The sequence below is a fragment of the Acinetobacter sp. MF4642 genome (assembly GCF_002018925.1).
Lineage (GTDB): Bacteria > Pseudomonadota > Gammaproteobacteria > Pseudomonadales > Moraxellaceae > Acinetobacter > Acinetobacter johnsonii.
In genome coordinates, this window is the sequence record NZ_MVON01000036.1 from 1 (window position 1) to 15,671 (window position 15,671).

Annotated in this window: 15 protein-coding genes; 10 read left to right on the plus strand and 5 right to left on the minus strand. The window is 41.2% G+C overall.

Annotated features, from left to right (window positions below; genetic code table 11):
• Window positions 1-114: 114 nt before the first annotated feature.
• Window positions 115-1,317, minus strand: a complete 1,203-nt coding sequence (locus tag MF4642_RS14460; RefSeq protein ID WP_078426673.1) for a hypothetical protein — start codon at window positions 1,315-1,317, stop codon at window positions 115-117.
• Window positions 1,318-1,508: 191 nt separating this feature from the next.
• Here MF4642_RS14460 and MF4642_RS14465 point away from each other — a divergent pair, with 191 nt between their 5' ends.
• Both MF4642_RS14465 and MF4642_RS14470 read left to right on the plus strand, forming a co-directional pair.
• The gene (locus tag MF4642_RS14465) at window positions 1,509-2,060 is read left to right on the plus strand and encodes an adenylate kinase (RefSeq protein WP_078426674.1); all 552 of its coding nucleotides are present in this window, start codon (window positions 1,509-1,511) and stop codon (window positions 2,058-2,060) included.
• Between the two features lie 129 nt (window positions 2,061-2,189).
• Window positions 2,190-2,402, plus strand: a complete 213-nt coding sequence (locus MF4642_RS14470) for a hypothetical protein (protein ID WP_078388714.1) — start codon at window positions 2,190-2,192, stop codon at window positions 2,400-2,402.
• A gap of 61 nt (window positions 2,403-2,463) precedes the next feature.
• On the opposite strand, the gene MF4642_RS14475 is transcribed toward MF4642_RS14470, so the two are convergent.
• Complete coding sequence (locus tag MF4642_RS14475; RefSeq protein WP_078388713.1) at window positions 2,464-3,480, minus strand: hypothetical protein; 1,017 nt, start codon at window positions 3,478-3,480, stop codon at window positions 2,464-2,466.
• 157 nt (window positions 3,481-3,637) lie between these two features.
• Between MF4642_RS14475 and pheS the strand changes: the two genes are divergently transcribed.
• The 3 genes from pheS to MF4642_RS14490 all read left to right on the plus strand — a co-directional run bounded on the left by pheS (window position 3,638) and on the right by MF4642_RS14490 (window position 7,430).
• Complete coding sequence (pheS, locus tag MF4642_RS14480) at window positions 3,638-4,618, plus strand: phenylalanine--tRNA ligase subunit alpha (protein WP_004979194.1); 981 nt, start codon at window positions 3,638-3,640, stop codon at window positions 4,616-4,618.
• Between the two features lie 137 nt (window positions 4,619-4,755).
• Window positions 4,756-7,137 (plus strand): phenylalanine--tRNA ligase subunit beta, encoded by a 2,382-nt coding sequence (gene pheT / locus MF4642_RS14485; RefSeq protein WP_078426675.1) that lies wholly within the window; start codon window positions 4,756-4,758, stop codon window positions 7,135-7,137.
• Window positions 7,134-7,430 carry an integration host factor subunit alpha gene (locus tag MF4642_RS14490; protein ID WP_004649746.1) on the plus strand — a complete coding sequence of 99 codons (297 nt, stop codon included), beginning with the start codon at window positions 7,134-7,136 and terminating at the stop codon, window positions 7,428-7,430. The genes pheT and MF4642_RS14490 overlap by 4 nt, the downstream gene beginning before the upstream one ends.
• Window positions 7,431-7,570: 140 nt before the next feature.
• Here the strand turns inward: MF4642_RS14490 and MF4642_RS14495 are convergent, their stop codons facing one another.
• The 3 genes from MF4642_RS14495 to trxA form a co-directional block, all read right to left on the minus strand.
• Window positions 7,571-7,828, minus strand: coding sequence for a hypothetical protein (locus MF4642_RS14495; protein ID WP_005400740.1), 258 nt, complete (start codon window positions 7,826-7,828; stop codon window positions 7,571-7,573).
• A 410-nt stretch (window positions 7,829-8,238) separates the two neighbouring features.
• Window positions 8,239-9,507 (minus strand): transcription termination factor Rho, encoded by a 1,269-nt coding sequence (gene rho, locus MF4642_RS14500; protein ID WP_078388710.1) that lies wholly within the window; start codon window positions 9,505-9,507, stop codon window positions 8,239-8,241.
• A gap of 331 nt (window positions 9,508-9,838) precedes the next feature.
• Window positions 9,839-10,165: a thioredoxin gene (gene trxA / locus MF4642_RS14505; RefSeq protein WP_078388709.1), complete on the minus strand. Its 327-nt coding sequence runs from the start codon at window positions 10,163-10,165 to the stop codon at window positions 9,839-9,841.
• 263 nt (window positions 10,166-10,428) lie between these two features.
• Here trxA and ppx point away from each other — a divergent pair, with 263 nt between their 5' ends.
• The 5 genes from ppx to MF4642_RS14530 are packed head-to-tail and all read left to right on the plus strand — an operon-like array spanning window position 10,429 to window position 15,544.
• Entirely contained in the window at window positions 10,429-11,952 is a 1,524-nt protein-coding gene (gene ppx, locus MF4642_RS14510; RefSeq protein WP_004692262.1) for an exopolyphosphatase, read from the plus strand.
• Between the two features lie 30 nt (window positions 11,953-11,982).
• Window positions 11,983-12,807, plus strand: a complete 825-nt coding sequence (locus MF4642_RS14515; protein WP_078388708.1) for an acetyl-CoA carboxylase carboxyltransferase subunit alpha — start codon at window positions 11,983-11,985, stop codon at window positions 12,805-12,807.
• The gene (gene tilS, locus MF4642_RS14520; RefSeq protein WP_078426676.1) at window positions 12,744-14,090 is read left to right on the plus strand and encodes a tRNA lysidine(34) synthetase TilS; all 1,347 of its coding nucleotides are present in this window, start codon (window positions 12,744-12,746) and stop codon (window positions 14,088-14,090) included. Before MF4642_RS14515 ends, tilS begins: the two co-directional genes overlap by 64 nt.
• Window positions 14,091-14,118: 28 nt before the next feature.
• On the plus strand, window positions 14,119-14,949 hold the full coding sequence (gene proC, locus MF4642_RS14525) for a pyrroline-5-carboxylate reductase (protein WP_078426677.1): 831 nt from the start codon (window positions 14,119-14,121) through the stop codon (window positions 14,947-14,949).
• Window positions 14,950-14,974: 25 nt separating this feature from the next.
• Window positions 14,975-15,544 carry a YggT family protein gene (locus MF4642_RS14530; RefSeq protein ID WP_004979206.1) on the plus strand — a complete coding sequence of 190 codons (570 nt, stop codon included), beginning with the start codon at window positions 14,975-14,977 and terminating at the stop codon, window positions 15,542-15,544.
• Window positions 15,545-15,671: the final 127 nt, after the last annotated feature.

The following is a 15,671-nucleotide window of genomic DNA, read 5'->3' on the forward strand; positions in this document are numbered from 1 at the left end:
TTGCTATAGACCACATTTAAGTTTAAATATGAACACCCCGAATCAGATGTATGAGCAAACTAAAACCGAGCTAATTGCTTAACTCGGTTTGAAGTGGAATACTGTCAATCTATTTCAGGACAAGACATTTGAATGAATGATGCTTTTATAAAGTGCATATAAAAATGCAATCGTTAGTATAAAAGTATTTCCCCACGATACGGAATAGAAAGCCAAAGTCCATAATGCACAGTAACACCAAATGATGTGCCATAAAAATTTCATGATTTTGAATAAATGAAAAGAGCTTACAGCTACGCTCTTTGTTTCTACTTGATGTTCTATGTCTTTTAGGTGTGTGGTATTTTCTACTCCATCATTGGATGTCGGAATTTGAACGGTGTTTTTTTCAATAGAAAAAGAAGAATCTTTTGTTGTTTCGGGAATATTGGACAAGTAATTACAATTTTTAATGTCTGAAAATTGATATTGATTTGCGCAGTGTTTAAAAATTAGTGGGCGGAGTAGGGTCAGTTGATTATAGGCTGCTGAAAAAGTATCTCTTTCGTTACTATTCATTTGAACATAATCGGAATATTCATTTTTTGAATGTGATGCAGCGGAATATTGCTGTTCTAATAAAGCTGTATTTTCTATCAAATTCGAAGCGTAATTTTTTCGAATAGTGAATGGAAATATCGGATAGTGCTCTTTTATAGAATCATTGAATAAATCGCCGACATAGCAATTATTGATATCTAATGGAATTGGAAAACTGCCATATTGTTTTGCCATATCATTAAAATAAAGACGTGCTTCTGTGTCTTTAAAAAAAGTATCCCAATTGATTGGCTTTAAGTCTTGTTCTATAGTAGAAATTGCTTGAGGGGATGGGTGGTGTAACGTGTATGCCTCTACATTTTGGTAATAATTGGAATAATCATAAAAATCTTTGTTTCCATATTCATCAAAACTTTGCCATGTTGGTTTTTCATCGCTAAGGATTAAAACTTTATATTCATTATGAGGATAATGCACAACAATACAAAAACTTTCTTTATCGGTTGAAAAATAAAAAATTGAAGAGTCATTGAGTTCCATATGCAAGTCTTGAGCAACATGTAAACTCAGTTTTATGGCTCCGGATTCTTGTAGGCGACCCAATAGATGTGAAGCAGAACCGCATAAAAGCGTACCGTATTTAGTATCACGTAATATTGGAAAATGGTTGAATAATAATGGATGTCTATCTAGGATCTCTGTATCAACGGCACCATTTAAATATTCATTTCCATAGCTTACAAAAGCAATTTGGCGATAAGCTCTATTTAGATACACTTTTTAATTCCGATAACTATATTTTACTAATTGAATAAATACTAAAAATTATTGTTTTGTCGGTGCAGAGAATATCGGTGTTTACGTTTTTAGGCTATTACTTTAATTGTAATTTTATTGCTAATAATGTTTTAGGTATTGAAACTTCTAGATATAGTTTTTAACTCTTTTCGAGTCTTGGGTAGATGGTTATGAAAAAAATTAATGTTGTAGGAACCTCTGCCACGGGAAAGTCTACATTTTCCAGAGCTTTGGCCGAAAAGTTGGATTTGCATTATATCGAGCTTGATAATCTATTTTGGCTTGATGACTGGCAAGAATGTCCCGATGAAGTCTTCTTTGCCAAGATTGAATCAGAAGTACAAAAGGCGACACAGGGCTATGTGATCGATGGTAACTATACCCGCGCCATTCCTGTGAAATGGGCGGAAATTGATACTGTCATTTGGTTGGACTTACCGTTTCCAGTCAATCTTTACCGTTCTGTGAAGCGTGCGGTTCAGCGGGCATGGGCGCAACAGGATTTATGGGAAAACTCGAATAATCGGGAAAGCTTGCTACGGATGTTTGGTCGGGACTCGATTATTTGGTGGATGATCAAAACACATGCTAAAAACCGACAGAAATACTTAAAAATGATGCAGATGCCTGAATATCAACATATACAGTGGATTCATTTAAAGACACCAAAACAGGTGAGTCGTTTTTTAGACCAGTTGGCTGTTGAAAAGCATAACGTTTAAATAAAAAAATATCAGTGCATACTCAGCGATCAAGATGAATTGTTAAGCTTTAGTTACATAAATCTGCTTTAATCTCAAAGGTGGTCGATGCCTAATAAATAAAAAGATTAAAAAGAAAAGGAGCAGGATATGCTTGCAGAAATTACTGGGATGGGACAGGGAAGTATTACGGTGGAATTAGAAATGATTCCCAGAAAAGGCGAGTCAGTTAAAATTATGTATGGACCTGATGCGGAGCTAGAAGGCGAGGTGGTTTCAGTTAATCATTATATTAATCAACATGCCAATCAGCATAAGGTACAAATCAAGATTCGGCCCTTCAATCTTCTAATTACTGCCTAAAGAAATTGAATCCATAAAAAAGCGCTCATTGAGAGGAGCGCTTAGATATCTCGGTAATAACTTATAAGCCAAAATAATAGCCAACTAGGCAGATCAAAATCGTAATCACGATTAAAGCAAACACCCCAGTTTTCCCCGATTTATGGTGTATTTCATGAGGCTTGCTCTCTATCGCACTTAATTTAGGTGTTGGATGATTACGTGCATCCAGTGGTGTAGTTGTGTCTTTGGGTGTGAGCTGCGCGGTTTGATAGTGATTGGCCACTTTTACGATAAACTTGGTACTTAAATCATCAATCTTTTGCTCAAAATGACGTAAGTTCAATTGCTCATCTGGCGTGAGTACTTGGCCTTCTGCATTATAAGGATGTTGAATCTTAGTCTGGATCAATGCTGATAGTGTATCTAAACGATACAGCGTTTGGTGTGCATAATCAGCAGCGTAATCTGTTGGTAAAAGAGCGAGACGGTGGACTGCATCTGTGGCATCTTGTTGCCCATAGTAAGGTAAGTTTGCCGTCTCTGGCTCTACTAAATCTTGTGCAAATGGCGCACTAAATAGTTCTTGTTCGGTAAAGTTCTCGATTTCATCCCATTTCGGCGTTTGTAAATCCGCTTCAATGCGTTTGCTGAGTTTGTGATTCAGTTCAAAACGCCATAAATTTTCGCTACGGATTGAGCTTTGTTGTGCCTTTGGAACTATAAAATCATGTTCAGCGCTGTACCACTCAGCCAGTTCTTTACCAAAAATCCAAGCAGTTTTTTGCTGTGCTTGATGGCTCACAATAATATGTGGTGTAGCGAGGAGTTCAATATTTGAGTTGGGGTTCTTTTCATCTGCTAGCAATGTTGAGCTATGCAGACTGAGCTGTTTGACCCCTTGTTTTTTTAAGGCTTCAAGCCATACCTGAAAATGCTGAGCCAGTAAATGTTGGCTATTTAGGTCACGGAACTGAAAGCAATGTCGGTCAAAAATGGCATGTTCTAACCAACGTTGGAAACTTAGGTTGTGGCGTAAATATTCATTGCCATAAGTCACTAAAGTAAGTTGTTGTTGCCAAATAGGATCAAGCGACATCGTTTGTTGTTCTCTTCTGTGATGGCCCTATCTTAACCTGATTATAAAACCATGTACTAAACAAATTTTCCTGATCGTAGAGCTTCATCAACGTGCTTAAAAACTGATAGAATATGGGGTTTTATTAATTTTATAAATTGTTGCTTTGAGAGTTACTATGTCACTGGAAGCCCTGACCACTGAAGCGCTTGCTGCGATTGCAGCAGCAGAGGACCTTGCTACACTCGATCAAGTACGAGTGCAGTTTACGGGTAAGAAAAGCCAGCTCGCTGAGCAATCAAAAGCTTTAGGTAAAATGGACCCTGAAGAGCGTAAAAATTTTGGTGCGCAAATTCATGCAGTCCGCGAAGCGATTACCGGTGCTTTAACTGAACGCCAAACACAATTACAACAAGCGGCGTTGGCGCAAAAACTTGCAAGTGAAACGGTGGATATTACTTTACCGGGTCGTGGTCAAACGATTGGTAGTATTCACCCCGTTACTCAAGTACAAGAGCGTATTTGTCAGTTCTTTACCAAAGCGGGTTTTGTGATTGAAACTGGACCTGAAGTTGAAGATGACTATCACAACTTTGAAGCTTTAAATATTCCAGGGCATCACCCTGCGCGTGCAATGCACGATACTTTCTATTTCGATGCGACACATTTGCTACGTACCCATACTTCGGGTGTGCAGATTCGTACTATGGAAACCCAGCAACCCCCGATTCGTATTGTGTGCCCAGGTCGTGTATACCGCTGTGACTCTGACCAAACACATTCGCCAATGTTTCATCAAATTGAAGGTCTGTATGTCGCTGAAAATACCAGCTTTGCAGAACTGAAAGGTTTATTGGTCAATCTATTAAATGAATTCTTTGAAAAAGATTTAAAAGTACGTTTCCGCCCATCTTATTTCCCATTCACAGAGCCAAGTGCTGAAGTGGATATTATGGATGAGCGTGGTAAATGGTTAGAAGTGCTTGGTTGTGGCATGGTACATCCAAATGTCTTGCAGGCAGCAGGGATTGATCCTGAAAAATACAAAGGCTTTGCTTTCGGTCTGGGTGTGGAACGTTTTGCGATGCTTCGTTATGGCATCAATGACTTACGTATGTTCTACCAAAACGATGTGCGTTTCTTACGCCAATTTGCTTAATAGTTTAAACAGTTATTTTAGAATTATTGAAATCCCCCTAAATCCCCCTTTATAAAGGGGGACTGGTCTACCTAAAACGGTGGTGTGTTTTCCTCTCTTTAAAAGAGGGGTTAGGGGAGATTAAGGACATTGAATTTATGAAAATTAGCGAAAATTGGTTGCGTACATGGGTTAACCCAGCCGTTGATAGCAATACTTTATCTGACCAACTGACCATGCTGGGTTTAGAGGTCGATGATTTATCACCTGCGGCAAAACCGTTTACTGGCGTGGTTGTTGGTGAAGTGTTGACTGTAGAGCAACATCCCGATGCAGACCGTTTACGTGTGACCACGGTGAATATTGGTTCAGGTGAACCTTTACAAATTGTTTGTGGTGCACCAAACGTACGGGTTGGTATGAAAGCCCCTGTAGCAACCATTGGTGCTGTGCTTCCAGGTGAGTTCAAAATCAAGAAAGGCAAACTTCGTGGCATTGAATCACAAGGTATGCTGTGTGGTGCATCTGAAATTGATCTAGACGATAAAATTGATGGTCTTTTAGAGCTGCCAGTTGATGCACCTGTCGGTGTGGATATTCGTGAATATTTAAATTTAGATGATCATGTGATTGATATCAGCATCACGCCAAACCGTGGTGACTGTTTTAGTATTCGTGGTATTGCCCGTGAAATTGGGGTAATTAACCAACTGACCGTGACTGCACCTGAAATTAATGCCGTTGCCGCGACCATTGCTGATGAGAAAAAAGTTGTGGTGAGCACTGAAGGCTGCCCGCGCTATTTGGGTCGTGTGATTAAAAACGTGAATACCAAAGCAGCAACCCCAGAGTGGATGGAACGCGCTTTGGTTCGCTCAGGGATTCGCCAGCATAGTATTTTGGTTGATATTACCAATTATGTACTGATGGAGTTGGGTCAACCGCTCCATGCTTTTGATGCAGCAAAAATTCAAGGTTCAGTCCAAGTTCGTCAAGCGAATACGGCGGAGAAATTGGTTCTACTGAATGAACAAGAAGTTGAGCTCAATGAAAAAGTCATGGTGATTGCGGATGATGAAAAAGCATTAGCGATTGCAGGCATCATGGGTGGTTTGTCTTCATCTGTTACCGATGAAACCCAAGACATTTTCTTAGAGTCTGCATTCTTTGCCCCATTAGCCATTGCAGGTCGTGCCCGTAGCTTTGGCTTACATACTGATGCATCACAGCGTTATGAGCGTGGCGTGGATTTTGAACTCCCAATGCTCGCGATGCACCGCGCATCACAATTGATTGCAGAATTGGCGGGTGGTGAGTTCGGTCCGATTACGACTGCGGAACAAGCGGCTGTTTTACCGAAGCGTGAAGCGATTGAGCTAGAACAAGCACAAGTGGATCAATTGCTCGGTTATCGCGTAGATGCTGCATTTATTGCGGATGCATTAACCCGTTTAGGTTGTGCTGTGACGGTTAAAGCAGAAGGCCAGTGGTCTGTAGTGCCGCCTTCACACCGTTATGATATGGCGATCTACCAAGACCTGATTGAAGAAGTTGCGCGTATTCATGGTTATGACAATATTCAAATCAGTTTGCCAAAAATTGAAGCGAAATTGGCTCAATATCAAGACCAATTTGAAATAGCTCAGCTTCGTCAAACCCTCGTGACTTTGGGTTATCAAGAAGCGATTAGCTTTAGCTTTGCAGACTTAAAGCTTGAGAAGCAACTCAATGCGGCTGTGAATCCTTTGGCTTTGGCTAACCCGATTTCAAGCGATTTAGCGGTGATGCGTTCAACACTGCTCTCTAGTTTGATTCCTTGTGTGCAATACAACGTAAACCGCCAACAAAGTCGTGTACGTTTCTTTGAACTAGGCTTGCGCTTTGACTATCAAGACGCTGAATCTATTCATGATTTGAAACAAATTCCTACCCTTGCAGTGATTGCAACAGGTGCAAAAACTTCAGAAACTTGGCATGCTAAACCTCAAGCTATGGATTTCTTTGATTTCAAAGGTGAAATTGAAGAAGTATTGGCAGCAGGTCGTGTGCAAGTAGACTATGTTCGTTCTGAGCGTAGCTGGTTGCATCCAGGACAGTCTGCTGAGGTTTTAGTCGATGGTCAATCTATTGGTTACTTTGGTCGATTACATCCATCTTTAGAAGATGCATTGGATTTGAGCACAACTTGGGTGGCTGAACTTGATCAATCGGCTGTTTTGCAAACTTATGTATCTAATTTTACAGAATTATCACGTTTTCCGTCGGTTAGACGTGATATTGCGCTTTTAATTAGTGATAAGATAAATGTAAGTGAAATTCAGCAACTTATCGAAAAAACAGGTGGTGAGCTTTTAGACTCGACTTGGTTATTCGATGTGTACACTGGGCAAGGTGTTGAAGACGGTAAGCGCTCATTGGCATTTGCACTTCTTTGGCAACATCCATCACGTACGCTCGAAGATGCTGAAATTAAATCCGGTATGGATCATATTTTACAAGTGTTGGAAAACACTTATCAGGCGACATTGAGGGCTTCATGACAGCATTAACAAAAGCGGAAATGGCTGACCATCTAAGTGAGCTCACGAGTTTAAACCGTCGTGAAGCTAAGCAAATGGTCGAGTTGTTCTTTGACGAGATTAGCCAAGCGCTAATCTCTGGTGAGCAAGTTAAACTTTCTGGTTTCGGTAACTTCGAGTTGCGTGATAAACGTCAACGTCCAGGTCGTAACCCGAAAACGGGTGAAGAAATTCCGATTTCTGCACGCCGTGTAGTAACCTTCCGCGCAGGGCAGAAATTCCGCCAGCGTGTGGGAAATGAGCAGATCGATTGATCTGCTTTTTTTTGCTTAAAATTTTGGGTGATCGTTTGGCTGATTCAATTTTTGCAAAATAATAGAATGTCATTTTTTGATAAAATTTGAGCATAAAAAAAGAGAGCCACAGGCTCTCTTTTTGACTAATCTCTAAGAGATTAGTGAGCTTTAGCTTCAGAAGCAGCAGCAACAGTAGCTTCAGAAGCAGCAGCAGTAGCTTCAGAAGCAGCAACAGTAGCTTCAGAAGCAGCAGCAGCAGCATCTACAGCAACTTCAGATGCAGCTTCAACAGCTTCAGATGCAGCAGCAACTTCAGATGCAGCTTCAGCAGCAGGAGCTTCTTCTTTCTTAGCACAGCCAACGAAAGCTAAAGTAGTAGCAACTGCAGCAGCAATAGCGATTTTTTTGAATAACATGGCATCACTCTCTAAAATATGAGATTAAAAAAAACCGACGTTAGTCTGTTGTGTGCTTTTATTGTTCCTAATTTTGTTAGGGACTAACAATGCAGGAGCAGCCTAACTGGTCTGCAAATATGCTATCACTGCGCATTTTGAATTGCTACTAGCTGGGATGAAAAAAGTGATAAAAAAGGTCTAAAAACAGGGCTTTTTTAACAGAAAATAACAATCAATGATGAGGTTTGTATTGGAGAAGTACTAAATAAACATTTAAAAAGATGAGGGTTTTTATTTCAAATTTTTATTTATCAAAAACTTGCAAATAAGTTTACAGAGAATGAGATGAAATGTTGCTTTGTGTAAGCTAAGTCAACCAAATAAAAAGGCTGTCGTTAAGACAGCCTTTTTAGATGAAGTAGGTCGGATTAGCTGGTCGCTTTACGCTTCATTTGATCAAAGAAATCATCATTGGTTTTGGTTTCTTTCATGCGATCAAGTAGGAATTCCATTGCTGCAAGTTCATCTTGGGTATGAAGTAACTTACGTAAAATCCAGACTTTACGTAGATTATCTTCAGACATTAAGCGCTCTTCGCGACGGGTGCCAGACTTTTTAATGTTCATCGCAGGGAAGACACGTTTTTCTGCAATACGGCGATCCAGTGTAATTTCTTGGTTACCTGTACCTTTAAATTCCTCGTAGATCACTTCATCCATTTTACTGCCAGTTTCAATCAGGGCTGTAGAAATGATGGTTAGTGAGCCACCTTCTTCAATATTACGTGCTGCACCGAAGAAACGCTTAGGGCGTTCAAGCGCATGTGCATCCACACCACCAGTTAAAACCTTACCAGATGAAGGAACAACGGTGTTGTAAGCACGTGCTAAACGGGTAATTGAGTCGAGAAGGATGACAACATCTTTCTTGTGTTCAACCAAGCGCTTAGCTTTTTCAATTACCATTTCAGCTACTTGCACGTGACGAGCTGGAGATTCATCAAACGTTGATGCAATAACTTCACCACGAACAGTACGTTCCATTTCTGTCACTTCTTCAGGACGTTCATCAATCAGAAGAACGATGAGGAAGCATTCAGGGTTGTTACGCACGATCGACTGAGCGATATTTTGTAACAACATGGTTTTACCCGCTTTTGGCGGTGCTACGATAATTGAACGTTGGCCTTTACCGATAGGTGCAACCAAGTCAACCACACGTGCGGTTAAATCTTCTGTCGTCCCATTACCAAGTTCCATCACCAATTGCTCGGTTGGGAAAAGTGGTGTTAGGTTTTCAAACAAGATTTTATTGCGTGAGTTTTCAGGAGTGTCGTAGTTAATTTGGTTCACTTTTAACAGTGCAAAATAACGTTCGCCTTCTTTCGGTGGACGAATGGTTCCTGTAATGGTGTCGCCAGTCCGTAGATTGAAACGACGAATTTGCGATGGACTAACATAAATGTCGTCTGGACCTGCAAGGTAAGAACCCGCTGCAGTGCGTAAGAAGCCGAAGCCATCTGACAGAATTTCCAAAACGCCATCACCAAAGATCTCTTCGCCATTCATCGCATGGCGCTTTAAGATGGCAAAAATAATGTCTTGCTTACGATTACGGGCCATTCCTTCCAGGCCCATAAATTCGGCAATTTTGATGAGTTCGCCAATCGGTTTTTTCTTGAGTTCGGTTAAATTCATAGGAGGTCAGATAAGAATCAAAAATTCTAAAATACAGGATGAAAAGGAAGCAACATTTAGCCGCAGACATGCAATGAAGTAACGCAATTGTATTTGCACAATAACAATTCAGAGGACTGATTCATTGTTTAAAGAAAAATGTGTCAAAACAATTTGTATTGCCGAGCGGCGATCTTATGTGTTGTGTCTTTTAAGAAAATGGCAGGATTGAATAATCCTTTATCTCTTGATCATGCAATATAAGAGAGAAAGTTAGACTTGTCAATTTATAGCCGAAAAAAATACGCTGTTGTTTAAACAGCGTATTTCATTTTTTGATCTAAACAGATGCTTAAATGTTTTCTTCAATGAAAGCAGTCAATTTCGATTTTGGTGCAGCGCCCACTTGTTGAGCGACAACTTCTCCATTTTTGAACATCAGTAATGCAGGAATGTTACGGATGTTATAGTTCACAGCCGTTGCTTCACAAGCAGTGACGTCAACTTTAACAATTTTCACTTTACCTTCGTATTCGTTCGCCAATACTTCTAATACAGGTGCAATGGCTTTACACGGTGCACACCAACCTGCCCAGAAGTCAACGAGCACAGGAACGTCTGATTGCAGTACATCAGCGTCGAAGTTTGTATCAGTTGTATTTACGATATTGCCAGACATGGATAACTCCAGTTTCAATTTTTGGATAGTTTTATGGCTAATAGTATGTCATAGCCTGCTATCACTGAGTAGATGGATTCCTAAATTTTCAACCTTTAGTTTGAGTTTGTCTAATTGATGCTCACGATGTTACTGATCGTGTAACACAATTGTCATATATGCTGAAATTTTAAAAGCTCGTCAATTTCTGACCATAAATGGCTTTTAAATTGCATGGAGGTGAATTAATCTAAGCACAATTCTGTATAGGTTTATATTAAATCATGTCTGATTTTTTAATTGATGAAGAGTTACTTGCTGCCATCGATATGGGGTCGAACAGCTTCCACTTAGCGATTGCACGAGTGGACCATGGCGAAGTGAAAAAAGTTGCGTCAATGTCAGAAAAAGTACAGTTAGCAGCGGGTTTAGATGAAAACAAAAACTTAACAGAAGCCGCACAGCAGCGTGGTTTGGCCTGTTTATCTCGCTTTGTCGGACGTTTAGGTTCGGTTCAGCCGAATCGTTTAAGAATTGTGGCGACCAATGCGCTACGCCAAGCCAAAAATGGACATGAATTTATTCAAAAAGCGGCAGAAATTTTGCCGAAGCACATCGAAATTATTGCGGGTCGTGAAGAGGCTCGACTGATTTATTTGGGTGTATCTCATACCATGGTAAACAGTGGGCGCCGCCTTGTGATTGATATCGGTGGGGGTTCAACAGAGTTGATTATTGGTGAAGAATTTGAGCCCATTCATACCGAATCTTTACAAATGGGCTGTGTAGCATTTACCAAAGCCTTCTTTGTTGATGGTGAAATTAACCAAAAAAGTTTTGATAAAGCCGTGGTTGCAGCACGTAAGGAGCTGTCGGGTATTGCCAATACCTATAAAGAAGCGGGTTGGGATACGGTGGTCGGTTCGAGTGGAACCATCAAAGCATGTCGTCAAATTACCGTAAATATGGGTTGGAGTAATGAAAAAGAAGAACTCACCCGTGACGGCTTAGATAAGCTTAAAGAAAAATTGCTCAAATACAAACATGTCGCTGAGATGGAGTTTGATGGTCTAAAAGAAGACCGTCGAGCAGTTTTGCCAGCCGGAATCGCTATTTTGTATGCCATTTTTGATGTACTCGAACTGGATAAACTGGTGTATTCGGATGGTGCCCTGCGTGAAGGGGTGATGTACGACTTGCTGGGACGTTTTCAACATGAAGATATTCGAGATCGTTCTGTACAAGCGTTAATGGGCCGTTATAACGCCGATCCAAAACAAGCTGAACGGGTCGTGAACATGGCTCAGCATTTGTTTGATGGTGTGGCGGATTCGCTAAAATTAACCACAGAAGACAGTGATTTACTGCGTCGAGCGGCTTATCTGCATGAAATTGGTTTAGCGATTAGCCATGCGGGCTACCATCGTCATGGCGCATATTTATTGCAACATTCTGACATTGCGGGATTCTCGCAAATTGATCAAAACCATCTATCACATTTGGTGGCCCATCACCGTCGTAAGCTGCGCAGTGACGCACGTGTTGATGTGATGAAGGTCGGTGGCAACAAATTAGTCTATCTGTGTTTGTTACTTCGCCTCGCAGTTTTACTCAATCATAGTCGTAGCGATCAGATGCTTCCTGCCATTGAATTAACAGTAGGCAATGCGCAACAATGGCAGTTGAGTGTTTCTGGTAATGCCGCGCAATGGCCTTTGCTGGTTGCAGACTTGCATGATGAGCAAGCGCAATTTAAGCATTGGGATGTTGAGCTGGATATCCAATCAGAACAATTTGTCGATGAATAAATTGGTCAATTAGGGATTTATGGTTGAGCTATGAAGAATAAAGCTGCGCAATCCAAAGCATGGACGACGGTTCAAATTGCACGTCATCCTGAGCGTCCGCAATTTTTAGATTATGTGAGTGAAATTTTTACCGAATTTGATGCTTTGCATGGTGATCGCTTATTTGGTGATGATGGTGCAATGATCGGTGGATTAGCTCGCTTTGATGGTCAGCCAGTCATGATTGTGGGTCAACACCGTGGTCGCAGTACGCGTGAAAAGTTACAACATAACTTTGGTATGAGTAACCCAGAAGGTTACCGTAAATCACAACGTTTACTCGATATGGCTGAACGTTTTAATCTACCCGTCTTTACCTTTATTGACACCATGGGTGCATATCCAGGTGTGGGTGCAGAAGAACGTGGTCAGGCTGAAGCAATTGCAACCTCTTTGGCACAACTTTCAAGCTTGAAAGTGCCTGTGATTGCAACCGTACTTGGTGAAGGCGGTTCAGGTGGCGCACTGGGCATTGGTGTGGCTGACCGTGTGGTGATGTTATCCCATAGTATTTATTCAGTCATTTCACCTGAAGGCTGTGCATCTATTTTATGGAAAACAGCTGAAAAAGCAGAACAAGCCAGCGAAGCTTTGGCATTGACTGCTGAAAAACTACAGAAAATTGGTATTGTTGAATATGTGGTCGATGAAGGTGAGGGCGCTCATCTCAACCCAGAACAAGTCATGCATGCTTTAAAAACCGTTTTAAAAGATGCATTGGCTGAGTTGCAACCAATGGATGCGAATGAACGATGCGAAGCACGTTACCAACGTTTAATGAAGTTTGGCAGCGACAATTTAGGGCTAGTGTCTTAACTGAGTTTCAGGATACGCCTGAACAGCCTCATTTTTTAATCGGATGTAGTGGTGGCATGGATTCCATGCTGCTACTGCATTTGATGTCTCATTTATTTCCCAAGCGCATTCGCGCCATCTATATTGATCATCAATTGCAGGATGTTAGTCCGCAGTGGGGTAGCTTTGTTCAAGAACAATGTTATGTCTTGGATGTCCCATGTGTGATTCAAGCGGTGGATGTTGATCTAGGCAATGTAGAAAGCCAAGCGCGTAGTGCACGTTATGCAGCCTTTCAGAAGCATCTTCTTGCCAATGAAATTTTAGTTCTCGCCCATCATCAACAAGATCAAGCCGAAACCGTTTTACTCCGATTACTCTCTGGTGCGGGGATTCATGGACTTGCCGCCATGCAGAGCATCGACATACGAGAGCAATTTACAATTTGGCGCCCGCTATTGGCTTTGTCCAGACAGCAAATTGAGCTGTGGGCTGCTGAGATGCAGTTGAGAAATATTCAAGACCAAACCAATTTTGATACCAGTTATGATCGGGCATGGTGCCGAGCTGAATTGTGGCCAATTTTAGAAAAACGCTTTCCGAAAATGCAGCAAGCTTTGGCACGCACCAGTTATTTGATGCAAGATGCTGAAACGATTTTAGCCGATGTGTTGGCACAAGATTGGGCCAGTTGCGGCAATGCTTCGGTTTTAAATTTAACCTCATTTCGTCAGTTGTCTGCCCCGAGACAGCGACAGTTGCTCTCTGCTTGGATGAAAGGTGAGGATTTATATCGTCCTGCTTTTGATATGGTGCAACGCTTGTTTGATGAAGTGATTGAATCCAAAGTGGATGCTCAAGCCGCATTGCATTGGAACCAATATTATTATGTACGCTATCAACAACAGCTCTTTCGTGTCAGTAAAGCCGAGTATTTGGCGGAACAATTTCAGACGATTGAGTCAATTGAGCAACGGTTTAGTTTAGATCAAGCTTATGGATTGGCTTCAGGGCAATATCGCATAGAAACACAAAAATATGGACTGTCTTCTGCATTATTAGAGCAGCCTTTACAGATAAAACCACGTTTAGGTGGAGAAAAATTGCATTTGTATGGACGTGTTGGGGCATGGCCGTTGAAAAAAGCCATTCAGAGCGCACAAATTTTTCCGTGGCAACGTCATACAATACAAATATTAAGCATAGATAATGTTATGATTGGTGTTTTTACGCCTAAAGGATTTTGGTTGGTCGAGTCGGCTTATTGTGAAGCGGGTGGATGGCAACCAAATTTAATCGCTTAGTTAAAAAATTCAGGATAGAGAAATAATCATGAGCGCAGTGTTGAATCGTAATATTTGTTTTATCGGCGGTGGTAACATGGCTCAAGCCCTCATTGGTGGCTTGATTTCACGTGGTTTACCTTCAACTCGCATTACGGTTTCTGATCCTGTTGAACAAGTTCGTCATTTATTGGCTGAAAAAGACTTGGTGGTGACTGAGGACAATGCATCTGCGATTCGTGAAGCCGATGTCGTGGTCTTAGCGGTTAAACCTCAAGTTTTAGCCGATGTTTTAAAACCATTAAACGGTTTATTTGACGGTAAGTTGATTATTTCGATTGTTGCGGGTGCTGAAATTGCAACGATTGCTGCATTAGCTGGCACTAATCGTATTGTTCGTGTGATGCCAAATACGCCTGCTTTAGTACAAACAGGTGCGCATGGTTTATATGCCACTGAGGCTGTAGATAAAGAAGACCGTGATTTGGCGAGCCAAGTACTTGCTGCGACAGGTTTGACTTTATGGGTAGGCGATGAAGCGCAAATTGATGCTGTGACTGCGGTGTCTGGTTCAGGTCCTGCGTATTTTTTCTATATGATGGAAAGCATGATCCGTGCAGGTAAAAACCTCGGTCTAGATGAAAAAGTAGCAACGGCGTTGACGTTGCAAACTGCATTGGGTGCGGCACAAATGGCAATCACGAGCTCAAATACACCAGCTGAATTGCGTAAAAATGTCACTTCACCGAATGGTACAACCCAAGCGGCACTTGAAGTGTTTGATCGTGCACAAATTTCACAAAATATCCAAGCTGCATTGGCTGCTGCTCAAAAGCGAAGTCAGGAACTTGCTCAAGAGCTGAGTGAAAGTAGCAAATAATCGTTTTATTTAGGAAAGTTCAAGTATGGGTGCAAACTCTGCGCTAATTTTTGGCATCATTATTAACGTTGCAATTTTACTGGTGTTCTTCCGCTTTCTCATGCAGTTGGCAGCGGTTAACTTTTATAACCCAGTGGTGATGTCGACCGTAAAAGCCACAAAAATTGTGGATATGTTTGGTCGTATTTTTCCAAATGTAGCGAAAGGCCGTGTTAACTTAGCGGCTTTAGTACTTTTGGTTTTATTGTACTTACTGAAAATTTTTGGCGTCATGTATCTCTCTGGAGCGATGCCGAATAGTCCTGTGCATTTGGTTATTTTAACTTTTGTGACCATGATTCAGGACTTGATTCGTTTCTGTCGTTACCTGATTTTTGCAACAATTATATTAAGTTGGGTGGTGATGTTTACGCAATCACGCTCGCCTTATATCGAAGTGATACAAGAGCTTGCTGAACCATTATTGGCACCGTTTCGCCGTTTATTGCCGAATATGGGCATGATTGATCTTTCTCCAATCGTAGCGTTCTTGGCGCTGTATATTGCTGAAATGATTATGAATGAAGTGGCGATTGTACTGCTAACGGGTTTATAAGATTGTAGCGAATAAAAAAAGGACTCGATTGCGAGTCCTTTTTTTGTGGCTGAAATTTTTAGGTGAAGACGTTGATATTTCTTCTAGGAGGCAAATGACCTCCATACCAACCTTCCTCCTAGGCAGA